This window comes from Maribellus luteus (genome assembly GCF_003576475.1).
Taxonomy (GTDB): Bacteria; Bacteroidota; Bacteroidia; order Bacteroidales; family Prolixibacteraceae; genus Draconibacterium; species Draconibacterium luteum.
Map to the genome: position 1 here is coordinate 236005 of NZ_QWGR01000001.1, position 17330 is coordinate 253334.

Annotated in this window: 8 protein-coding genes; all 8 read left to right on the forward strand. The window is 40.6% G+C overall.

Annotated elements, in window-relative coordinates; translation table 11 throughout:
* Positions 1-145: 145 nt before the first annotated feature.
* Positions 146-3523: a SusC/RagA family TonB-linked outer membrane protein gene (locus tag D1614_RS00895; protein WP_119435995.1), complete on the forward strand. Its 3378-nt coding sequence runs from the start codon at positions 146-148 to the stop codon at positions 3521-3523.
* Positions 3523-5178, forward strand: coding sequence for a SusD/RagB family nutrient-binding outer membrane lipoprotein (locus D1614_RS00900; RefSeq protein WP_119435996.1), 1656 nt, complete (start codon positions 3523-3525; stop codon positions 5176-5178). Before D1614_RS00895 ends, D1614_RS00900 begins: the two co-directional genes overlap by 1 nt.
* A 181-nt stretch (positions 5179-5359) precedes the next feature.
* Complete coding sequence (locus D1614_RS00905; RefSeq protein ID WP_119435997.1) at positions 5360-6139, forward strand: PIG-L deacetylase family protein; 780 nt, start codon at positions 5360-5362, stop codon at positions 6137-6139.
* A gap of 124 nt (positions 6140-6263) precedes the next feature.
* Positions 6264-8144, forward strand: a complete 1881-nt coding sequence (locus D1614_RS00910) for a metallophosphoesterase (RefSeq protein WP_119435998.1) — start codon at positions 6264-6266, stop codon at positions 8142-8144.
* 10 nt (positions 8145-8154) lie between these two features.
* The gene (locus tag D1614_RS00915) at positions 8155-10791 is read left to right on the forward strand and encodes an alpha-L-rhamnosidase (protein ID WP_119435999.1); all 2637 of its coding nucleotides are present in this window, start codon (positions 8155-8157) and stop codon (positions 10789-10791) included.
* A gap of 22 nt (positions 10792-10813) precedes the next feature.
* Positions 10814-12484: a hypothetical protein gene (locus tag D1614_RS00920; protein WP_119436000.1), complete on the forward strand. Its 1671-nt coding sequence runs from the start codon at positions 10814-10816 to the stop codon at positions 12482-12484.
* 14 nt (positions 12485-12498) lie between these two features.
* On the forward strand, positions 12499-14787 hold the full coding sequence (locus D1614_RS00925; protein ID WP_119436001.1) for a DUF4091 domain-containing protein: 2289 nt from the start codon (positions 12499-12501) through the stop codon (positions 14785-14787).
* The gene (locus tag D1614_RS00930; RefSeq protein ID WP_119436002.1) at positions 14787-17285 is read left to right on the forward strand and encodes a glycoside hydrolase family 95 protein; all 2499 of its coding nucleotides are present in this window, start codon (positions 14787-14789) and stop codon (positions 17283-17285) included. Before D1614_RS00925 ends, D1614_RS00930 begins: the two co-directional genes overlap by 1 nt.
* Positions 17286-17330 lie beyond the last annotated feature (45 nt).

Genomic DNA, 17330 nt, shown 5'->3' on the forward strand with positions numbered 1-17330 from the left:
TGTGATATCTAACTAATAAACAGATTTGCCTATGCAGATAAACCATTAAGCTAATCAAAAAAGGGACGAAAAATATGGCGGTATTCCTCGTCCCTGAATTTGTGAAAAATCATTCGACTTAAAATCATTTACACATTTCAATCTTATGAAAAAAAATATTCATTTACAAGAGAGAGGATTGTTTTTTTCTCTCTTTAAAAAAGCGTGGTTGATTATGAAATTAACTGTAATATTTACACTATTCTGTGTCTTTCACGCACTTGCAGGAATTTCACAGGACGTAGTAGAGAGTGTTGAAATAAACAATGCTCCGCTGGAAGAATTTCTGTCTGCCGTTGAAAAACAAACTTCCGTGAAATTCCTTTATCGTTACGAAAATATTGAAGGGAAACGCGTCAGCATTAACATAAAGAACGCTTCTGTTGACGAGATTTTAACCAATGTCCTGCCAGAACAAGGCTTAACTTACAGCCATCTGAGAAACAATCTGATTGTGATTTCAGCAGATCAGGAAAGGATCATTATTGGAAAAGTCGTTGACAAGGATAACCAGCCCCTGGTTGGAGTGAATGTAATAATTAAAGGAACGCTGCAGGGAAGTGTGACTAATGTTGATGGAGAATATCAAATCTCTGTTCCAAATGACCAGGCAATTCTTCAGTTCTCCTACATTGGTTTCGAAGTAAAGGAAGTGTTGATTGGGGAGCAAAATACAATTAACGTAACCTTATACGAGGATTCAAAATCGATAGAAGAAGTTGTTGTTACTGCCTTGGGGATTGAAAAGAAAAAGAAAACCCTAACCTATTCAACGCAAGAGGTTGATATGGAAGGGATGACGACTATCAAAGACCTTAGCCTTGGTAATGCATTGGCAGGAAAGGTTGCGGGAGTTTCAATTACTTCTTCTTCTGGTGCAAGCGGCGTTTCCGGCGACCCACGTATTATCATCCGTGGTGATCGATCAATACAAAATAATAACCAACCTCTTATTGTAATTGACGGGATACCCCAGGCTTTTGCCGAGAGTATTGCCCCTAATATGCAAGGCCAACCCAGGCCGCCGTTAGATAATTTATCCAGTATTAACGCTGATGACATTCAAAGTATGAATGTGCTGAAAGGCCCTGCTGCTTCAGCTTTATATGGTTCAAGTGCGAACAATGGTGTTATCGTGATTACGACAAAAAGAGGAGTAAAAGGTAAGCCCAGAATTACTGTAAATTCTGTTACCAATTTTGACCTGCCGTATCTATATCCTGAGTTTCAGAATGAGTATGCGCAAGGTGCCGGCGGAATTTATCAGGCCACAGCTGCCAATACAAGTTGGGGCCCAAAAATGACAGGGCAAAGTGTTCAAAACTGGAAAGGGGAAACCGTAGCGTTAACCCCTCAGCCTGATAATGTTAAAGATCTTTTTTCAGTAGGGTATAACCTTACAAATAGTTTTTCATACAGTGCCGGTTCCGAAAAGTCTTCTTCGTATTTTTCATACAGCAATACTACGGCGAGGGGAGTATTGGAAGACAATAAAATGGTAAGACACAATTTAAATTTACGACTTACTGCAGAGTTATTGGAAAACCTGAACCTGGATTTTAAAATTACCCACTTCCGCCAAACAGTAAAAGATCAACCTACTTCAGGAGATAATCTTTTTAGTCCTATGTGGCAATTGGTTAAAATGCCCCGAAGTATGAGGACTGCCGACATTGAAAATGGCTCATATTTAAACGACAAGGGAGAACTTACTCAAAATACCTGGGCACCGGAATCAACAGATAATATTAATCCGTATTGGGCGATGGAAGGTTTTGAACTGCCTAGTACGCTTAACAGAGTAAATAGTTTTTTGAGTTTGCGCTACAATTTTTCCGAGAATTTGTTTTTACAAGTTCGTGGTGGAATGAATATATCTAATTCAGACAACGAAGAAAGAACATATTGGGGGACGCCGTATATTTATTCAGGCTTCGGAAATTATAAAACTTCATTTGATAAAATTCAGAACCTGAATAGTGATATTTTATTGGCATTTGATAAAGAGCTTAATAAAGATTTCCGGGTTGGATTTAATCTGGGGGCAGAGGTTAAAGATATGCAACGAAGAGGTCAGTGGGCAGAAGCAAGAGGCCTCTCGATGATGAATAAGTTTGCTTTGAACTTTGCAAAAAATGTCATTACCGAGGATCTTGAAACACGGATTCAAAAACAATCTGTTTACGGGATGGGACAGTTCAGTTTCCGAAATTATTTGTTTCTGGATGTAACGGCACGAAAAGACTGGAGTTCAACTTTGCCGGAACCTCATGATTATTTTTACCCGTCAGTTGGGCTGTCGGGGATTATTAGTGACATGGTTAAATTACCCGATGCAATTACGTTTGTTAAGTTACGTGGCTCATATGCTGAAGTAGGTAATGATGCCGGATTTGCCAGTATATTCCAGGCATATAACAGTGATTCCAGTGGTCCGTTAGGAATGATTACTCCACAAAGCACTAAGGTTGCTGAACAACTTATTCCGGAAAAGACCAAATCGTGGGAAGCCGGGGCCGACCTGAAATTTTTTGATAACAGGTTAGGAGTCGACCTTACCTGGTATAAATCGAATACTTATAACCAGTTAGTGCGGATTACCAATCCTCCGACATCAGGCTATAGTTCAGCATGGTTAAATTGTGGAAATATTCAAAATACAGGAGTTGAAATTATGCTTTATGTTACACCCGTTAAAACACACAATTTTAACTGGGATGTAAGCCTTAATTTTGCTCGGAATAAGAATGAGGTGGTTGAACTTACCGAATTTATGGACCGGTATGAAGTTGAATCACCCAATTTGTCAATGGGCGAAACATGGATTATCGAAGGTAGGCCATTTGGCGAAATATTTACTTATGGTTTTGAGCGCAACGGCGATGGAAAAGTTATTGTTGGATCCAACGGTATTCCTCTTATCGATCATGGAAAAGCTGACGTTTATTTAGGAAACTTCAATTACGATTGGAGAAGTGGGCTTATTAATAGTTTTAATTATAAAAATTGGCACATGTCATTTTTAATTGATTTGAACTATGGTGGAGTAAGACAGTCAGCTACCGAGGCGATGATGCTAAGTGCAGGCACAAGTAAAGCCTCTCTGGTTGGGCGAGAAGACGGAATTATTGTTGATGGAGTAAAAGAGGACGGGAGTGTGAATGATATCCGTATCAGTGCCGAAGACTATTACAAATCTGTCGGAGGAAGGATTAATAGTGGTACTGGCGAATTGTTTAGCCATGATGCTACCAATTCCCGCTTACGTGAATTTTCTTTAGGGTATAATTTCCCCATAAGAAATTCTGTTGTAAAATCATTAAAAGTATCGGCCGTTGGACGAAACCTGTTTTATATCTATAATGGCTGCGACTGGTTTGACCCGGATGTTTCTTATGACGTAGGTACAAACGGACAAGGGTCAGAAAGCGCTTTCTTGCCGGGAACAAGAACGCTTGGATTTAATGTTAAATTCACCTTGTAATGATTAACTTAAAACTTAAGGACATGAAAAATATACATCAGATAAAAAAATATGGATACGTGATAATTGCAGGTATTCTCTTGGGAGTAACCATGTTATATTCTTGTACCGATAATTTCGCTGAATACAATACCGACAAAACAGAGGTGATGCAGATAGGGCCGGAACAGTTGCCTTCCCTTTTTTCAAAAACTCAGTATGAAGGAAGCAATTGGCTTACAACCGATAACTATGTCCGTATGTCAGCGGCGGCTGCAATACATTTATGTGGCTATATGGCTGTACCATCTTCATATGGTGGACACAATGAACTAAGGAAAGGCTGGTGTGATGCTGGTTTTGAAAAGATGTATTCCCAGGGGCTTCCTCCACTCTTCTCAATCCTGAATATGACAAAGGATGATGAAAGTTATCAGGCAGAATATGGGCTTGCTTTAATCTGGAAGGTATTTCTTATGCACCAATTAACTGACATTTGGGGACCAATTCCTTATACAAAGGCTTGCTCAGGAGAAAAAACAATTCCATACGAGAGCCAAAAGGATGTTTATTACCTGATGTTCGAGGATTTAAAAACAGCTGTCAATATACTGAAATCACATCAGGGGGAAAATGCATTTGGCGCTGGTGACCTGATTTTTGAGGGGGATGTTTCGAAATGGACAAAACTTGCCAATACCATGCGTTTACGTTTAGCAATGCGAATTTCAAATATTGATCCTCAAAAAGCCAAACAGGAAGCAGAGGCTGCAGCAGCCGAAGCCACAATGGACTCGAACGACGACGACGCATTTATGAATGTTGTGGGGCTAAATAGAGGCAATGGAATCTGTCGTGTGCTCCCCTGGTATGCATTGGTAATGAGTTCAAGTATGGAAAGCGTTCTTAAAGGGTATGCTGATCCGCGTATGGAGAAATTTTTCTCTCCGGTTAAAGACGATCCTGTTTTTTCAATGGCGGGATATCCGGAAGAATTGAAAGCCAATACAGGAGGTTTTCATGGAATGGCCAACGGCTATGCAAATGAAAGTGAAATAAATTTTTTCAAATCCTACTCAAATTTTGGAACCTATTTTGAAAACGATAACCATGAAGTTCCTATTAATATTATGCATTCGGCTGAAACTTATTTCCTGAAAGCAGAAGGAGCATGGCGAGGATGGAACATGGGAGGTACTGCTCAGTCGTTTTACGAGAAAGGTATTGAAGTTTCCGTTAAGCAATGGAGGGGAACTGGAATCTCGCAGGATTCTATTCAGAATCTTGTAAACAGTATGAATACGCCTGTTGCCCCCAATAATTTTGGGTATTACGACCCCGCAATGACGGATATCCCGGTTAAATTCTCAGCTGATCAGGATAAACAATACGAGCAGATTATTACTCAAAAGTGGTTGGCACTTTTCCCTATCAGCTTTGAAGCCTGGGCTGAATACAGACGGACACGCCTGCCCCAAATATATGCAAAAAAGAGATCTGCGAATGGAAGAATAGATCTGTCAAAAGGAATGATTCTCACAAGATTTATGTTTGCTGACAGCGAAAAATCAGCTCAATCGGAAGAGGTTGAAAAAGCAGTTCAGTTATTAGTGAACGGCAATGAAGACTCAGACAATGTTCCATTGTGGTGGGACGTAAACCCGAATGGTAATTAAGAATATATAGTTCAAAGGATTAAGTTGGGATGAAAGTCTATTTCATCTCAGCTTAATCTTATCTATTGGAAGTCATATTCCGTTAGTTTTTAGTTTGTTATTGTTTCTGTGGCAGAAATGATATAGTTCAGTATTGTCTTGATGCCAGAGAGTGAGTTAATGAATTAAATCAATTAAACAAATGAGCATAACGAAGGATAATGTTTCTCGCCGTAATGTGCTGAAGATCGCGGTTCCGACAGCAATTGGCTCTTTGCTGGGAGTTCCGGTGCTTAGTTCAGCAAATCAACAAAACAAAACAGAACCGCGCCAAAAGCTGAAAATCATCGTATTTGGTGCGCATCCCGACGACCCGGAAACAGGATGTGGAGGCACCATGGCACTTCTGGCAAACGAAGGTCACGAGGTGATTTCTGCATATTTAACAAGAGGAGAGGCTGGGATAAAAGGAGTAGCGTATGATGAAGCAGCAAAAATAAGGACAGCAGAGGCGTTGGAAGCATGTGAAATTTTGAATGCTAAACCAAGATTTCTGGGACAGATAGATGGAAATTGTGAGGTTACAAAAGAACATTACAAAGCTATATCTGACTTTTTTGAGGAAGAAAAACCGGATATTGTTTTTAATCACTGGCCAATCGACCGACACCGCGACCACAGGGCTTGTTCAATTCTGGTTTATGATGCCTGGTACAATCTTGGCCAAAAATCGGTCATGTATTATTACGAGGTGATGTCGGGACGACAGTCGCAAAATTTTAAACCGACTGATTATGTCGATATTACTCCGGTTATCGATCAAAAGCATAAAGCTTGTTACGAGCACAAAAGTCAAGAACCAGAAAAATGGTATCAGGAATCTCACGGGCAAATGGAAATTTTTAGGGGACTGGAATATCGTACACAATATGCTGAAGCCTTTGTCAGACATGTTCAAAGTCCAAGTAGTCTTATTATCTAGGGTGTTAAAATATGTGTTGATCGTTTTTTGATCGTCATATTTAATAGAAAACCGAGAGTGAAATCCATCCGGTATTATTTCTAAAACTGAATAATGTATTTCTACCTGAGTTAAAAATTATGATATGAAGAAATTAATTTATGTAAAGCTGTTCCTTGGTATTTGTTGCTTGTTGGGCAATCCTGTTTTTGGACAACAAAAACAAGCGTTTGAATTTGTTGTAGAGCCTTATTTGATCGATCTGAACAGCAATTCTTTTCAGGTTATGTGGGAAACATCTGAGGCTGCCCGGGGGGAGGTATATTTTGCAAAAAGTACTTATGATATTTTAAGTCCGGAATTTAAAGTGATTAGCAGCGACAGATCACACAAAGTATTGCATCATCATACAATAACAGGTTTAAATGCCAATGATCTTTATTTCTACCAGGTGGTAAATGTTAATCAGAGCGGAGATACCATAAAAGGTCCGGTAACTCAGGTCACCACTTCAGACTACAATCAGTCACCTGTATCATTTTCGGTAGTTGGCGACACGCAGGGAAATCCTGTTGTTTGGGGTAAAATTGTTGGGCTAATGGAGCAGGAACGACCACAGTTTATTGTTCATGTTGGCGATTTGGTTCAGTACGGTCCAAACAAAGATGACTGGACAGATGAGTTCTTTAATCCGGCAACCAAATTGCTCCGTTACACTCCTTTGTATCCGGCAGCCGGAAACCACGAAATGAATGATGAGAAACTCTATCAGTATTTCAATTTACCTGAAGACGACGCTTTCTATACGATTAAAAAAGGCGATGTAAGGCTGTTTTTTGTTGATACAAATAAAGATATTCTTCCCGGATCGGCACAGTACCGAAAACTTGAAAATTTACTGGCAATAACAGACGAGCCCTGGAAAATTGTTGTGCACCATCATCCTTTGTTTACTTCCGATAAATACTCGTACCGGAGCTCGCTAAGGGCAACACCAACGAAAGGCGATCCCAACCTTTTTCATTTAAATAATTTATATGAAACCTATGGCGTGGATCTTACGCTTAGCGGCCATGTGCATAACTACGAAAGAACCTGGCCAATTTTTAAAAACCATGTTGATCTGGAAAACGGAGTGACTCATATTGTTACCGGGGGAGGTGGCGGAAGTTTCAGGAATACTCCAAACGACATAAACTGGTTTTCTGTGGAAGCTAAAAACGTATATCACTTTTTGAATGTCCGGATACAGGGGAGAAAGTTATTTGTAGAAGCCATTGATACTACCGGTAAGGTATTTGACTTTTGGGAGAAAGAAAAAGTGGCAGAAAAGACTAATCTGTTATCTCCATTGATTAGCTCAACCAATAAATATTTTATCGATTCTACGACCGTGACCATTGAGAATATTAATGAAGGGGGACTTATTAGTTTTCGATTGAACGAAGGGTTATACCAATCGGTAGTAACGAAGAAAAAATCAGTGAATGTTGATAACACAACCACTATTTCGGCTATGGTGAATGGAGTAAACAATGGAAGTAGAGAAGCTGTAAAAACAGTAGTTAAACTTCCGGAAATGCCTAAACAAAAATCGGCAAAGAAAGAAGTTCGGGCAGATTATTATGAAGGATATTTTACTGAACTGCCGGATTTTGATGCATTGAACCCAACCAATTCTTTTTCGCTGGATTCGTTAACGCTAACGGGTGTTGTACCACGTGCAAAAGATCATTTTGCAGTAAGGTTTAAAGGAAGTTTTGAGGTTCCCGAAACTGATGTATATCGTTTTTTCCTTGAATCTTATGACGGTAGCCGCTTAATTATTGATGGAAAAGAAATAATAGATAACGATGGAGTTCATTACGAGATAAGCAAAGAGAATTATGTAGCTCTGGAAAAAGGGATTCATCATTTCGAAGTCCAATATTTCGACTTTACGAGACGGGAAACGTTGAACCTCTTAGTAGGTAAGCAAGACAATAAAATGGTTGATTTCAATTCACTTATCAAATATCCGAAATAACACATTTACCATGCGCCTGTTTATTTTTCTTCAGTTGTGTTCTGTTTTATTGATTTCCGGATGTGAGCCAAAGGAACAGATCGTTGTCGACAATCTCTGTTGTGAGAACCTGGTCGATCCTTTGGGCATTGATACGACAGTACCTCGTTTTAGCTGGCAGATTTCGAGTAGCAGAAAAGGAGCTGAACAAAAAGCTTTTCAGATTCTAGTTTCAGACGATTTATCAAAACTTAAAAAAAATGATGCAGGCCTATGGGATTCCGGCAAAATAGATTTGTCTGCCAGTATTTGGGTCGCTTATGAAGGTAAGCCATTAAAACCTGGGATCGCAGCCTATTGGAAAGTGCGGGTGTGGGATAATGCAGGTAATGTTTCGCCCTGGAGTCAGGTTGCAGAATTTAGCATTGGTTTGCTAAGTAAAACTGATTGGCATGCTTCTTATATTGGCTTTCCTTCAAAGGCCGGGGATAGTGAATGTCCACAGTTAAAAAAATCATTCAATTTCGATAAAGACGGGAAGAAAATGCTTCTTCATGTAAATTCATTGGGATACCACGAAGTGTATTTAAATGGTGAGAAAGTGGGAGAAAGTGTTCTTTCTCCCGCAGTTTCTCAGTTCGATAAACGATCGTTGGTAGTTACTTACGATGTTTCTTCTTTTTTTAAAGAAGGGCCAAATGAGCTGATGTTTTGGCTGGGAAGTGGGTGGTATAGCGATGGATATCCGGGCGTTACAAATGCCGGCCCTGTTGTAAAAGCACAGTTAGAACAAATTTCAGATTCGAAAAGAGAGTTTGTTCTTGCTACTGATTCGACATGGGTTGGAAGAAGTAGCGAATATACCCGCATCGGACGATGGAGATCGGGGCGTTATGGTGGGGAGTGTTTATCATCTGAAAACATGACAAATGCATGGCTTCCTGCTTCTGAAGTAAGCATACCAGATCATAATGTTAGCCCGCAAATGGTCGAGCAAAACAAAATTACTGAAACCATAAATCCGGTTGAAATTAAGCAACTGTCAGAAAAAGCATTTTTGGTTGATATGGGAAAAAACCTCACCGGATGGTTTGAAATAAGTTTCCCAAAACTGCAAAAGTCTCAGGAAATAACGCTGGAATATTCAGACCATTTGGACGAAAACGGGGAGATTGTTAACCAAAAACAGGTGGATAAATATGTTGCTTCCGGGGAAGGACAGGAAATGTTTAAAAACAAATTCAATTACCATGGCTTTCAGTATGTCCGTGTTTCAAATCTCAATCAGGCACCCGATATAAATTCTGTTAAGGCGCACCTTATTCATAGCGATTTTGAATTGGTATCGGGTTTTCAATGTTCCGATCCGGAAATAAACAGGATTCACGATTTACTTTTTTATACGTTGCGTTGCCTGAGTTTAGGAGGATATTTGGTTGATTGTCCGCATCTCGAGCGGTTGGGATACGGAGGTGATGGCAACGCATCGACCCTTACTGCGCAAACGATGTTCGGGTTACATCCTCTGTACTGCAACTGGCTTCAGGCCTGGGGCGATTGCATGCGCCCCAACGGCGATTTGCCCCACACAGCCCCTAGCCCGATTGATGCCGGTGGTGGCCCGTATTGGGGTGGTTTTATTATCAATGCTCCGTGGAATACTTATCTGAATTACGGAGATGTTTCTGTTTTGGAGAAATATTACCCATTGATGAATAAATGGCTTGGCTTTGTCGAAGATAACATGGTTAATGGTTTGCTGAAAAAGTGGGAAGATACCGCTTACCGGGGCTGGTACCTGGGTGATTGGGCAAGCCCCGAAGGTGTGAATCAAACGGCAGAAGCCTCTGTTGATGTGGTGAATAACTGTTTTATTGCAGTTTGCTACGATCAAATGCAAAATATAGCAAAATTGTTGGGAGAAGAAGTTCAAGCTGATTTGTTTGCTCAGAAAAGTAAACACTTAAAGACCAAAATACATCAAACATTTTTTGAAGCATCACAAAACACTTATGCAACTGGCTCTCAAATTGATTTGACATATCCGCTACTGGCAGATGTCGTTCCTGAAGATTTAATCGATTCGGTTACTGCTAGTTTGGCTAATTCAATCAAACAAAAATACAATGGGCATTTTGCCTGCGGATTGGTCGGGATCCCTGTTTTTACCGAGTGGGTAACCAGTAGTAAAAAAGTCGATTTAATGTACTCCATGCTAAAAACGAAAGGCTATCCGGGGTATTTGCACATGATCGATAAGGGTGCAACAACAACATGGGAACATTGGAACGGCGAACGGAGCCGGATACATAATTGCTACAACGGAATTGGTTCGTGGTTTTACCAGGCATTGGGAGGTATTCGGCAGGCCGATGGGAGTTCAGCCTACCGGAAAGTGATAATTCAGCCACAAGTACCGGAAGGTATTACATGGGCAAAAACATGGAAGGAAACACCTTACGGGAGATTGTCAGTAAGCTGGGAGTTTGTAAAGAATAAACTGGAGCTGGAAGTTGAAATTCCAGTGGGAGTAGATGCGGAAGTTATAATTCCCAAAGGTATCGGAGAATACACTCTTGATGGGGAAAGATATGATATAACCGACTCAAAAGACTCAGTTGTAGGAATAGGAAGCGGAAAGTATAGGATATCATACCCGGCTATTTAAGTACGATGGATTTTGACAAACAATGAGAACATTTAAAAAAGGAAATAGAGTTAGAATACTTATACTGTTACTGCTTATTGGTGTTTACGGCAATGCACAACAGCCGGACTCCATTTGTGGACGGAAAGTTATTTACGATGGTTCAGGAAAAATATTAAGTTGGTTTTCACCAGAAATTCCGGGAGCCGGATACGATCATGTTATTAAACTTGCTTCAGAGTTTTTACTTGAAACGCCCATTGAGCCTCAAACAGGACTGCCGATGTATTTTGTTACCTGTTGTTTTAAAGGGCCACACATGACTCCGGATAAAAGTTTTGAAGCCCGGAGGTGGATTCATAATCCGGCCTGTGTTTTTGCCGGTTCTGTGGAAAGTTTTGCAGTTCAATATTATGCTTATACAGGCGACAGACGGTACATTCAAATGGTGCGTGAAATGCTCGATTATCAGTTGGAACATGGAACAACACCTGAAAATTATAAATGGGCGAACGTTCCTTATGCAAGTGCCAATCCTTTTGAAACAGAATACTACGGAGCTACCTGGTGGCATGGGAAAAGGGGAGATGGCTACAATACTATTGAGCCGGATAAAGTTGGGGAGTTGGGCTATGCTTATCTTAAGTTTTACCAGATTACTAAAGAAACAAAATACCTGGAGGCTGCTATTCAGTGCGCTGATGCATTGGCAAAAAATATACGCGAAATCAAGCCTGTTACATCCGATCTCGAAAATTATGAAGTACGGATTGGAAAGTCGCCCTGGCCCTTTCGGGTAAATGCGCGAACCGGTGAAATATTCGACCAGTACAGCTCAAATGTCTTGGAGCCGGTTAAATTATTCAGGGAACTGATAAGAATTAAAGAATGGATTAATCTTTCAGAAGAAAAATCTACAGGCTATAAAAACGCAACTGAAATTGCCTGGAATTGGTTATTTGGGAAAAATGGTCCTCTTCGAACCTTCGTTTGGAATGGTTATTTTGAAGATGTAGATTATGATCCTCAACTTGCAAACCGTGTTCAGATTACGCCGGTAGAACTGGCTAAATATCTTACCGTTAATCCGGAATATGACACGAATCCGGAAATACATATACCGGCTCTTTTATACTATGCAGTATCGGCATTTAAAACTGAAGGAATGGATGCCATGAATGAGCAGTTGTGGTGTTACCGACCGATGGGAAGTCATTCGGCCCGGTACGCATCGGCTTGTGCACTTTGGTACGAAAAAACTGGCAACGAGTGGTTTAAAGACCAGGCATTTCGTTACCTGAACACAGCCACATATATGACTTACGACAATGGTGTGGTAGCCGTAGGACCTGATTATCTGGCCTCGTGGTTTTCGGATGGCTACAGCGATTATGTCCGTCATTTTATTGATGTTTTGGCTGCGGTACCAGAATGGGCTCCTGCTGATGAAAACCATTTGTTAAGGTCTTCGTCAGTGATTCAACAAATTAGTTACGAAGGCAACAAAATTGTCTATACCACCTTCGACGGACCATCAACAGAAAAATTCAGACTTCAAAAAAAACCTTCTGAAATATTATTTGGTGACCGCAAAATAAAAGAGAATTCAGATTTAAAAGAAGAAAGCTGGAAATGGGAAAATCTTAAAACGGGAGGTGTTTTAACGGTAAGCTATTCAGCTGGCTCTAACCAGACAAAAACCATTGTTTTATAAAACGAGAAATTGATATGATGTTAAGATTTATTTTTATTCAAATATTGTTTATTGCTTTTGTGTCGGCAAGTGCCGCCAATAATGGTTACTTATTAGAGAAAGATAGTCCGTGTAAAGTTTGGTGGACCGGAAACACCTATAAAGTTATGCGTGATGACCCTGTTCCAACAAAAAAAGGCAAAGTCGTAATTCAATCCGCACGCAACGAAGCTGAAGGTTTTCAGCTTGTATTGTCCCCTGAAACTGATTTGAATAATATTTCTGTTTCTATTTCTGATTTCAACGATCAATCAGGGAATTCCATTTCTTCTGAGAATGTTACAATCCGGCTGGTTGAGTATGTAAATATTGCAAAACCTTCAGGAATTTATCACCATGCAGGTTGGTATCCTGATCCGCTGCCTTTGTATGAAAAACCATTCGATGCAAAAGCGGGCGAAAACAGGCCTTTGTGGTTTACTGTTAAAGTGCCGGAAAATGCAGTGCCTGGAAAATATACAGCAACGATAAGCCTGAAATTAGCAGAACGAGAAATGTTAATACCCGTTGGACTCGAAATTTGGGACTTTGCAATTCCCGACGTTCCTTACATGCGTTCTGCTTTTAATCTGTATTCCGGATTGGTAAAACAATATCATAATCTTGAAACTAAAGAAGAGCTGAAACAAGTGATTGATCACTATTTTCAGAGTTTTAGAGAGTACCGGATTTCTCCTCAGGAAATCTTTGATCAATATCCAATCCGAAAAACAGTAAAAGGGGTTAAGTGGACTGGTGGAACTTTTGATCCGGAAACGGTGTTTGCCGGGAAATATTCGTATCAGGTGAATGATAACAGTGTGCGGGCAAATGTTTGTGGCACAGGAGCAGAGCTGATAAAAGTTAATCCGAAACATCCTTATCTGCTGAAATGGTGGGCTAAAACACCTAAAAACGGACAGCAGTATGTGGTTACTGTTAAAAGTTACGATGCCAATAGAAAGCAAATTTACTGGCAACTGCAAGGCTTGATTTATGGCGGAAGCACTGAGTGGAAACAGGACAGTTTGTTTCTCGATCCGGTTAATCCTCTCGATGTTGAAGGTTTGATTGTTTCCCGGCCTATCCCGGATAATGCAGAATTTGTCAGTGTCCATTTATATCCACACATGCCTTTAAAAAACGGACAACAAACAGGAACGGTTTGGTTCGATAATCTAAGTTTTGTGGATGTAACGACTGGTGAAAACTTGTTGCCCTACGGTGATTTTGAACAAGACATTAATGAATTGAATCTGGAAATAGACTTCTCAGAGTTTGATTTTGCTGCACATAAATATTTGGATGATTTTGGTTTTACCGGCTTCAGGTTTAAAGTGCCGGAATTACGTCAGGGGCCTTATCTGGGGCGCAAAACAGGATGGTTTAACGGCTTTATAAACGGGACCGAAGAATACAAAAAACTAATGACCTTATTTCTTGGTGGATTGCAGGATCACCTGGAAGAAAATGGCTGGCTTGGAAAAGAATACCTCTACTGGATTGACGAACCCAAACACGAAGATTACGAATTTGTACGTGAGGGCATGAAAACAATCCAGACGGTTGCTCCCAAATTAACTCGTTTTATTACTGAAAATAATCCAGGGCCGGAAATTATGGATGTTACAGATATTGGTTGCCCGGTGCTTGTGAAATTCGATCCGGAGAAATCAAAAAAATGGATGGAACAAGGGCGCGAAATGTGGTCGTATTTGATGTGTTGGCCTAAAAATCCACATGTCAACCTGTTTATCGATGCGGATGCCATAAACATGCGAATGTGGTTGTGGATGTCGTATCGTTACAATTTAACCGGCATTTTGGTTTGGTCGTCAAATGTGTGGAATGCTGAAGGGTGTTCTCCTCCCGGCGTTTTGCAAAATATTTGGGAAGATCCGATGACTTACAAAGACAGTTATGGTGCACCAGTAGGTGGTGGAATGGAGTTTGGAAATGGTGATGGTATGTTCTTTTATCCTCCCAACCGCGATCCGAACAACGATAAAACAAAGTACCTCAGAGGACCGGTACCGTCACTACGCCTGGAAATAATGCGCGAAGGCATTGATGATTACGATTACATGATCCTGTTGGAAAAGTGCATTGAAAATGCTGACTCCGGTCAAAAGGGACTGGTAAGTAAAGCCAGAAAGTTATTGAGTTTCGGTACAGAGGTATTTACCAATGACAGTGTTTACACGAAAGACCCTGAAGTTTTAATGAATTACAGAAAGCAGATGGGAGAATTATTGGAACAATTTAACAGAGTTAGTCGAAAATAATGAGGAACTGTATAATCTTCATATTGATTGTTTTAACAAGTTTATTGTGGTCAGTAGCTCAAGGACAGGATGATCTGAAATTGTGGTACAACAAACCTGCCCAACAGTTTACTGAAGCCTTGCCTATTGGTAATGGGCGTTTAGGAGCAATGGTTTTTGGACAAGCCGGAAAAGAGCGGATTTTGTTGAATGAAAACACACTTTGGTCCGGACGCCCGCACCATGCTAATAATCCAAAAGCGCAGGAAACTATCAAAAAAGCTCAGGCTTTAATTTTTGAAGGCGAATATGAAGAGGCGAACAATATTTGTAAAGATATTCTTTCACTAACAGAAAAGAATTTCTTGAGTTTTGGATCGTACCAATTGCTTGGCAACCTTTGGCTCGATTTTACTTCGGCAAAAGAATACCGGACACTAGCCCCCATTCAATATTGCGATACGGATTATAGAAATGAATTGAATCTGCAACAAGGATTGGTAAGAACCAGTTATTTCGCTGCTCCTGAAACCCAATATAACAGGGACGTTTTTGTTTCAGAAAAAGATCAGGTAATTGCTGTTCGGATTACTTGCACCAAACCCGGAAGTATTGACTTAACTGTTTCAATGGATCGGCCGGGCAGAATGAAAGAAGATTTGCCCCGGCCAATAAAACGGAATTACTCGGGTAATACGGAATACAATCAGTCCAGTGTTGCCGACAATACCGACCTTGTAATGATTGGCTGGCCGGATAATGGTAAAGGGGAAAAGTGGTTGAAATATGTGGCCCGGGTCCGGGTATTAACAAGTGGAGGTAAACTTACTTCGGGTACTTCAGCCATCGAAGTACAGGGAGCCGATACGGTTACGATTTATATCTCAGGAGCTACAAATTACAGGTCCCGTATGGCAGAGTTTCTGGGTAACAAAACTTCTGATTTTGATGATCCTGAAATTGTATGCGAAAAGCAATTGGACAAAGCTTCTTTTCGTGGATATGATAAAATTCGGCAAGATCATATTGCAAGTCATCAGAAAATGTTTGACCGTGTAAGTCTCAATCTTGGAAAAACAGATAAAAACAGAGGTTTGCTTCCAACTGATATTCGTTTAAAACAGTACCGAAAAGATTACAACGATCCAGAACTCGAAGCTTTGTTTTTTCAATTAGGTCGTTATTTGATGATTAGTGGTTCCCGTCCCGGGCAATTGCCAATGAACCTTCAGGGCTTGTGGTGCCAGGATTTAGATGCTCCGTGGCAGTCCGATTACCACTTGGATGCCAATCTTCAGATGAATTATTGGCCTGCGGATGTGGTCAATCTTTCGGAATGTTTCGAACCGCTTGAAAGTTACACCAAACTGCTTAGTCAAACAGGTGCTGTTACAGCTAAAGAAACGTATGGCTCTCGTGGTTGGGTGGGACATACGTTGGCCAGTGTCTGGGGATTTTCAGAACCGCATCGCTACACCAGTTATGGTTTGTTTTCAGCCGGAGGTTCCTGGCTTTGCCAGAATTTGTGGGATCACTACGCATTTAATGGTGATAAACAATATTTACAACGCATTTATCCCATTCTGAAAGGGGCAGTATTGTTTTATATGGATTACTTGGTGGAGCATCCCGAATATGGTTACCTGGTTACTTGTCCGGCCAATTCTCCAGAAAATAATTTTATGCCATTTCCTGATAAAAAGAAGGAATATGCAAATACCGCCGGGCCGGCCATGGATACACAAATTATAAAAGAATTGCTTGCAAATTCCATTGAAGCCAGTCGGATTCTGAATATAGATAAAAACTTCTGTCGCGAAATGATTAAAATGAAAAAACAACTCGCGCCGGAAAAGATTGGAAAACACGGACAAATTCAGGAATGGCTGGAAGACTACAAAGAGTACGATGTTAATCATCGCCATATTTCTCACCTGTTTGCGCTGTATCCCGGAACTCAGTTTACTTTCAATGACACGCCGGAATTGATGGAAGCAGCTAAGGTTACACTAAATCGCAGATATTCAAAACCGGAAGACATGTATTGGGGAGCTGCAGCTGCCTGGGGAGTTGCTTGTTGGGCGAGACTTCGTGAGGGCGACAAAGCACACGAAAAACTAAGCAAAGATGTTATCGGGATTAGCTGGAATAACCTGCTGGGAAGATGTGTCAACTTTTTCCAGATTGATGCAAACCTCGCTGGCACTGCGGCTATTGCAGAAATGTTAATCCAAAGTCATGATGGAGCAATCCATTTACTTCCGGCATTGCCAACCGAATGGCCTGATGGAAAAGTAACGGGCTTAAAAGCGCGGGGTGGTTTTAGTGTTGACATTGAATGGGCAGAAGGAAAATTGGTAAAAGCAACCATTACTTCCGCCCGGGGAGAAACCTGTCGAATACGTGCAAATACAGCAATTTCAATATCGGGGGCAAATACAAAAACGGCGGATGATACTGTTTTGACTCTTCAAACGGAAAAAAACAAGCAATACCTAATAACTGCAACTAAAAATTAAATGACTCAGAACAATCAAGCATCAGAAAGGCTACTATCTCTAGAT

Excerpts from the sequence above, each read along its gene's own strand:
- D1614_RS00895 (WP_119435995.1), top strand. The coding sequence starts at position 146 with ATGAAAAAAAATATTCATTTACAAGAGAGAGGATTGTTTTTTTCTCTC.
- D1614_RS00900 (WP_119435996.1), top strand. The coding sequence starts at position 3,523 with ATGATTAACTTAAAACTTAAGGACATGAAAAATATACATCAGATAAAA.
- D1614_RS00905 (WP_119435997.1), top strand. The coding sequence starts at position 5,360 with ATGAGCATAACGAAGGATAATGTTTCTCGCCGTAATGTGCTGAAGATC.
- D1614_RS00910 (WP_119435998.1), top strand. The coding sequence starts at position 6,264 with ATGAAGAAATTAATTTATGTAAAGCTGTTCCTTGGTATTTGTTGCTTG.
- D1614_RS00915 (WP_119435999.1), top strand. The coding sequence starts at position 8,155 with ATGCGCCTGTTTATTTTTCTTCAGTTGTGTTCTGTTTTATTGATTTCC.
- D1614_RS00920 (WP_119436000.1), top strand. The coding sequence starts at position 10,814 with ATGAGAACATTTAAAAAAGGAAATAGAGTTAGAATACTTATACTGTTA.
- D1614_RS00925 (WP_119436001.1), top strand. The coding sequence starts at position 12,499 with ATGATGTTAAGATTTATTTTTATTCAAATATTGTTTATTGCTTTTGTG.
- D1614_RS00930 (WP_119436002.1), top strand. The coding sequence starts at position 14,787 with ATGAGGAACTGTATAATCTTCATATTGATTGTTTTAACAAGTTTATTG.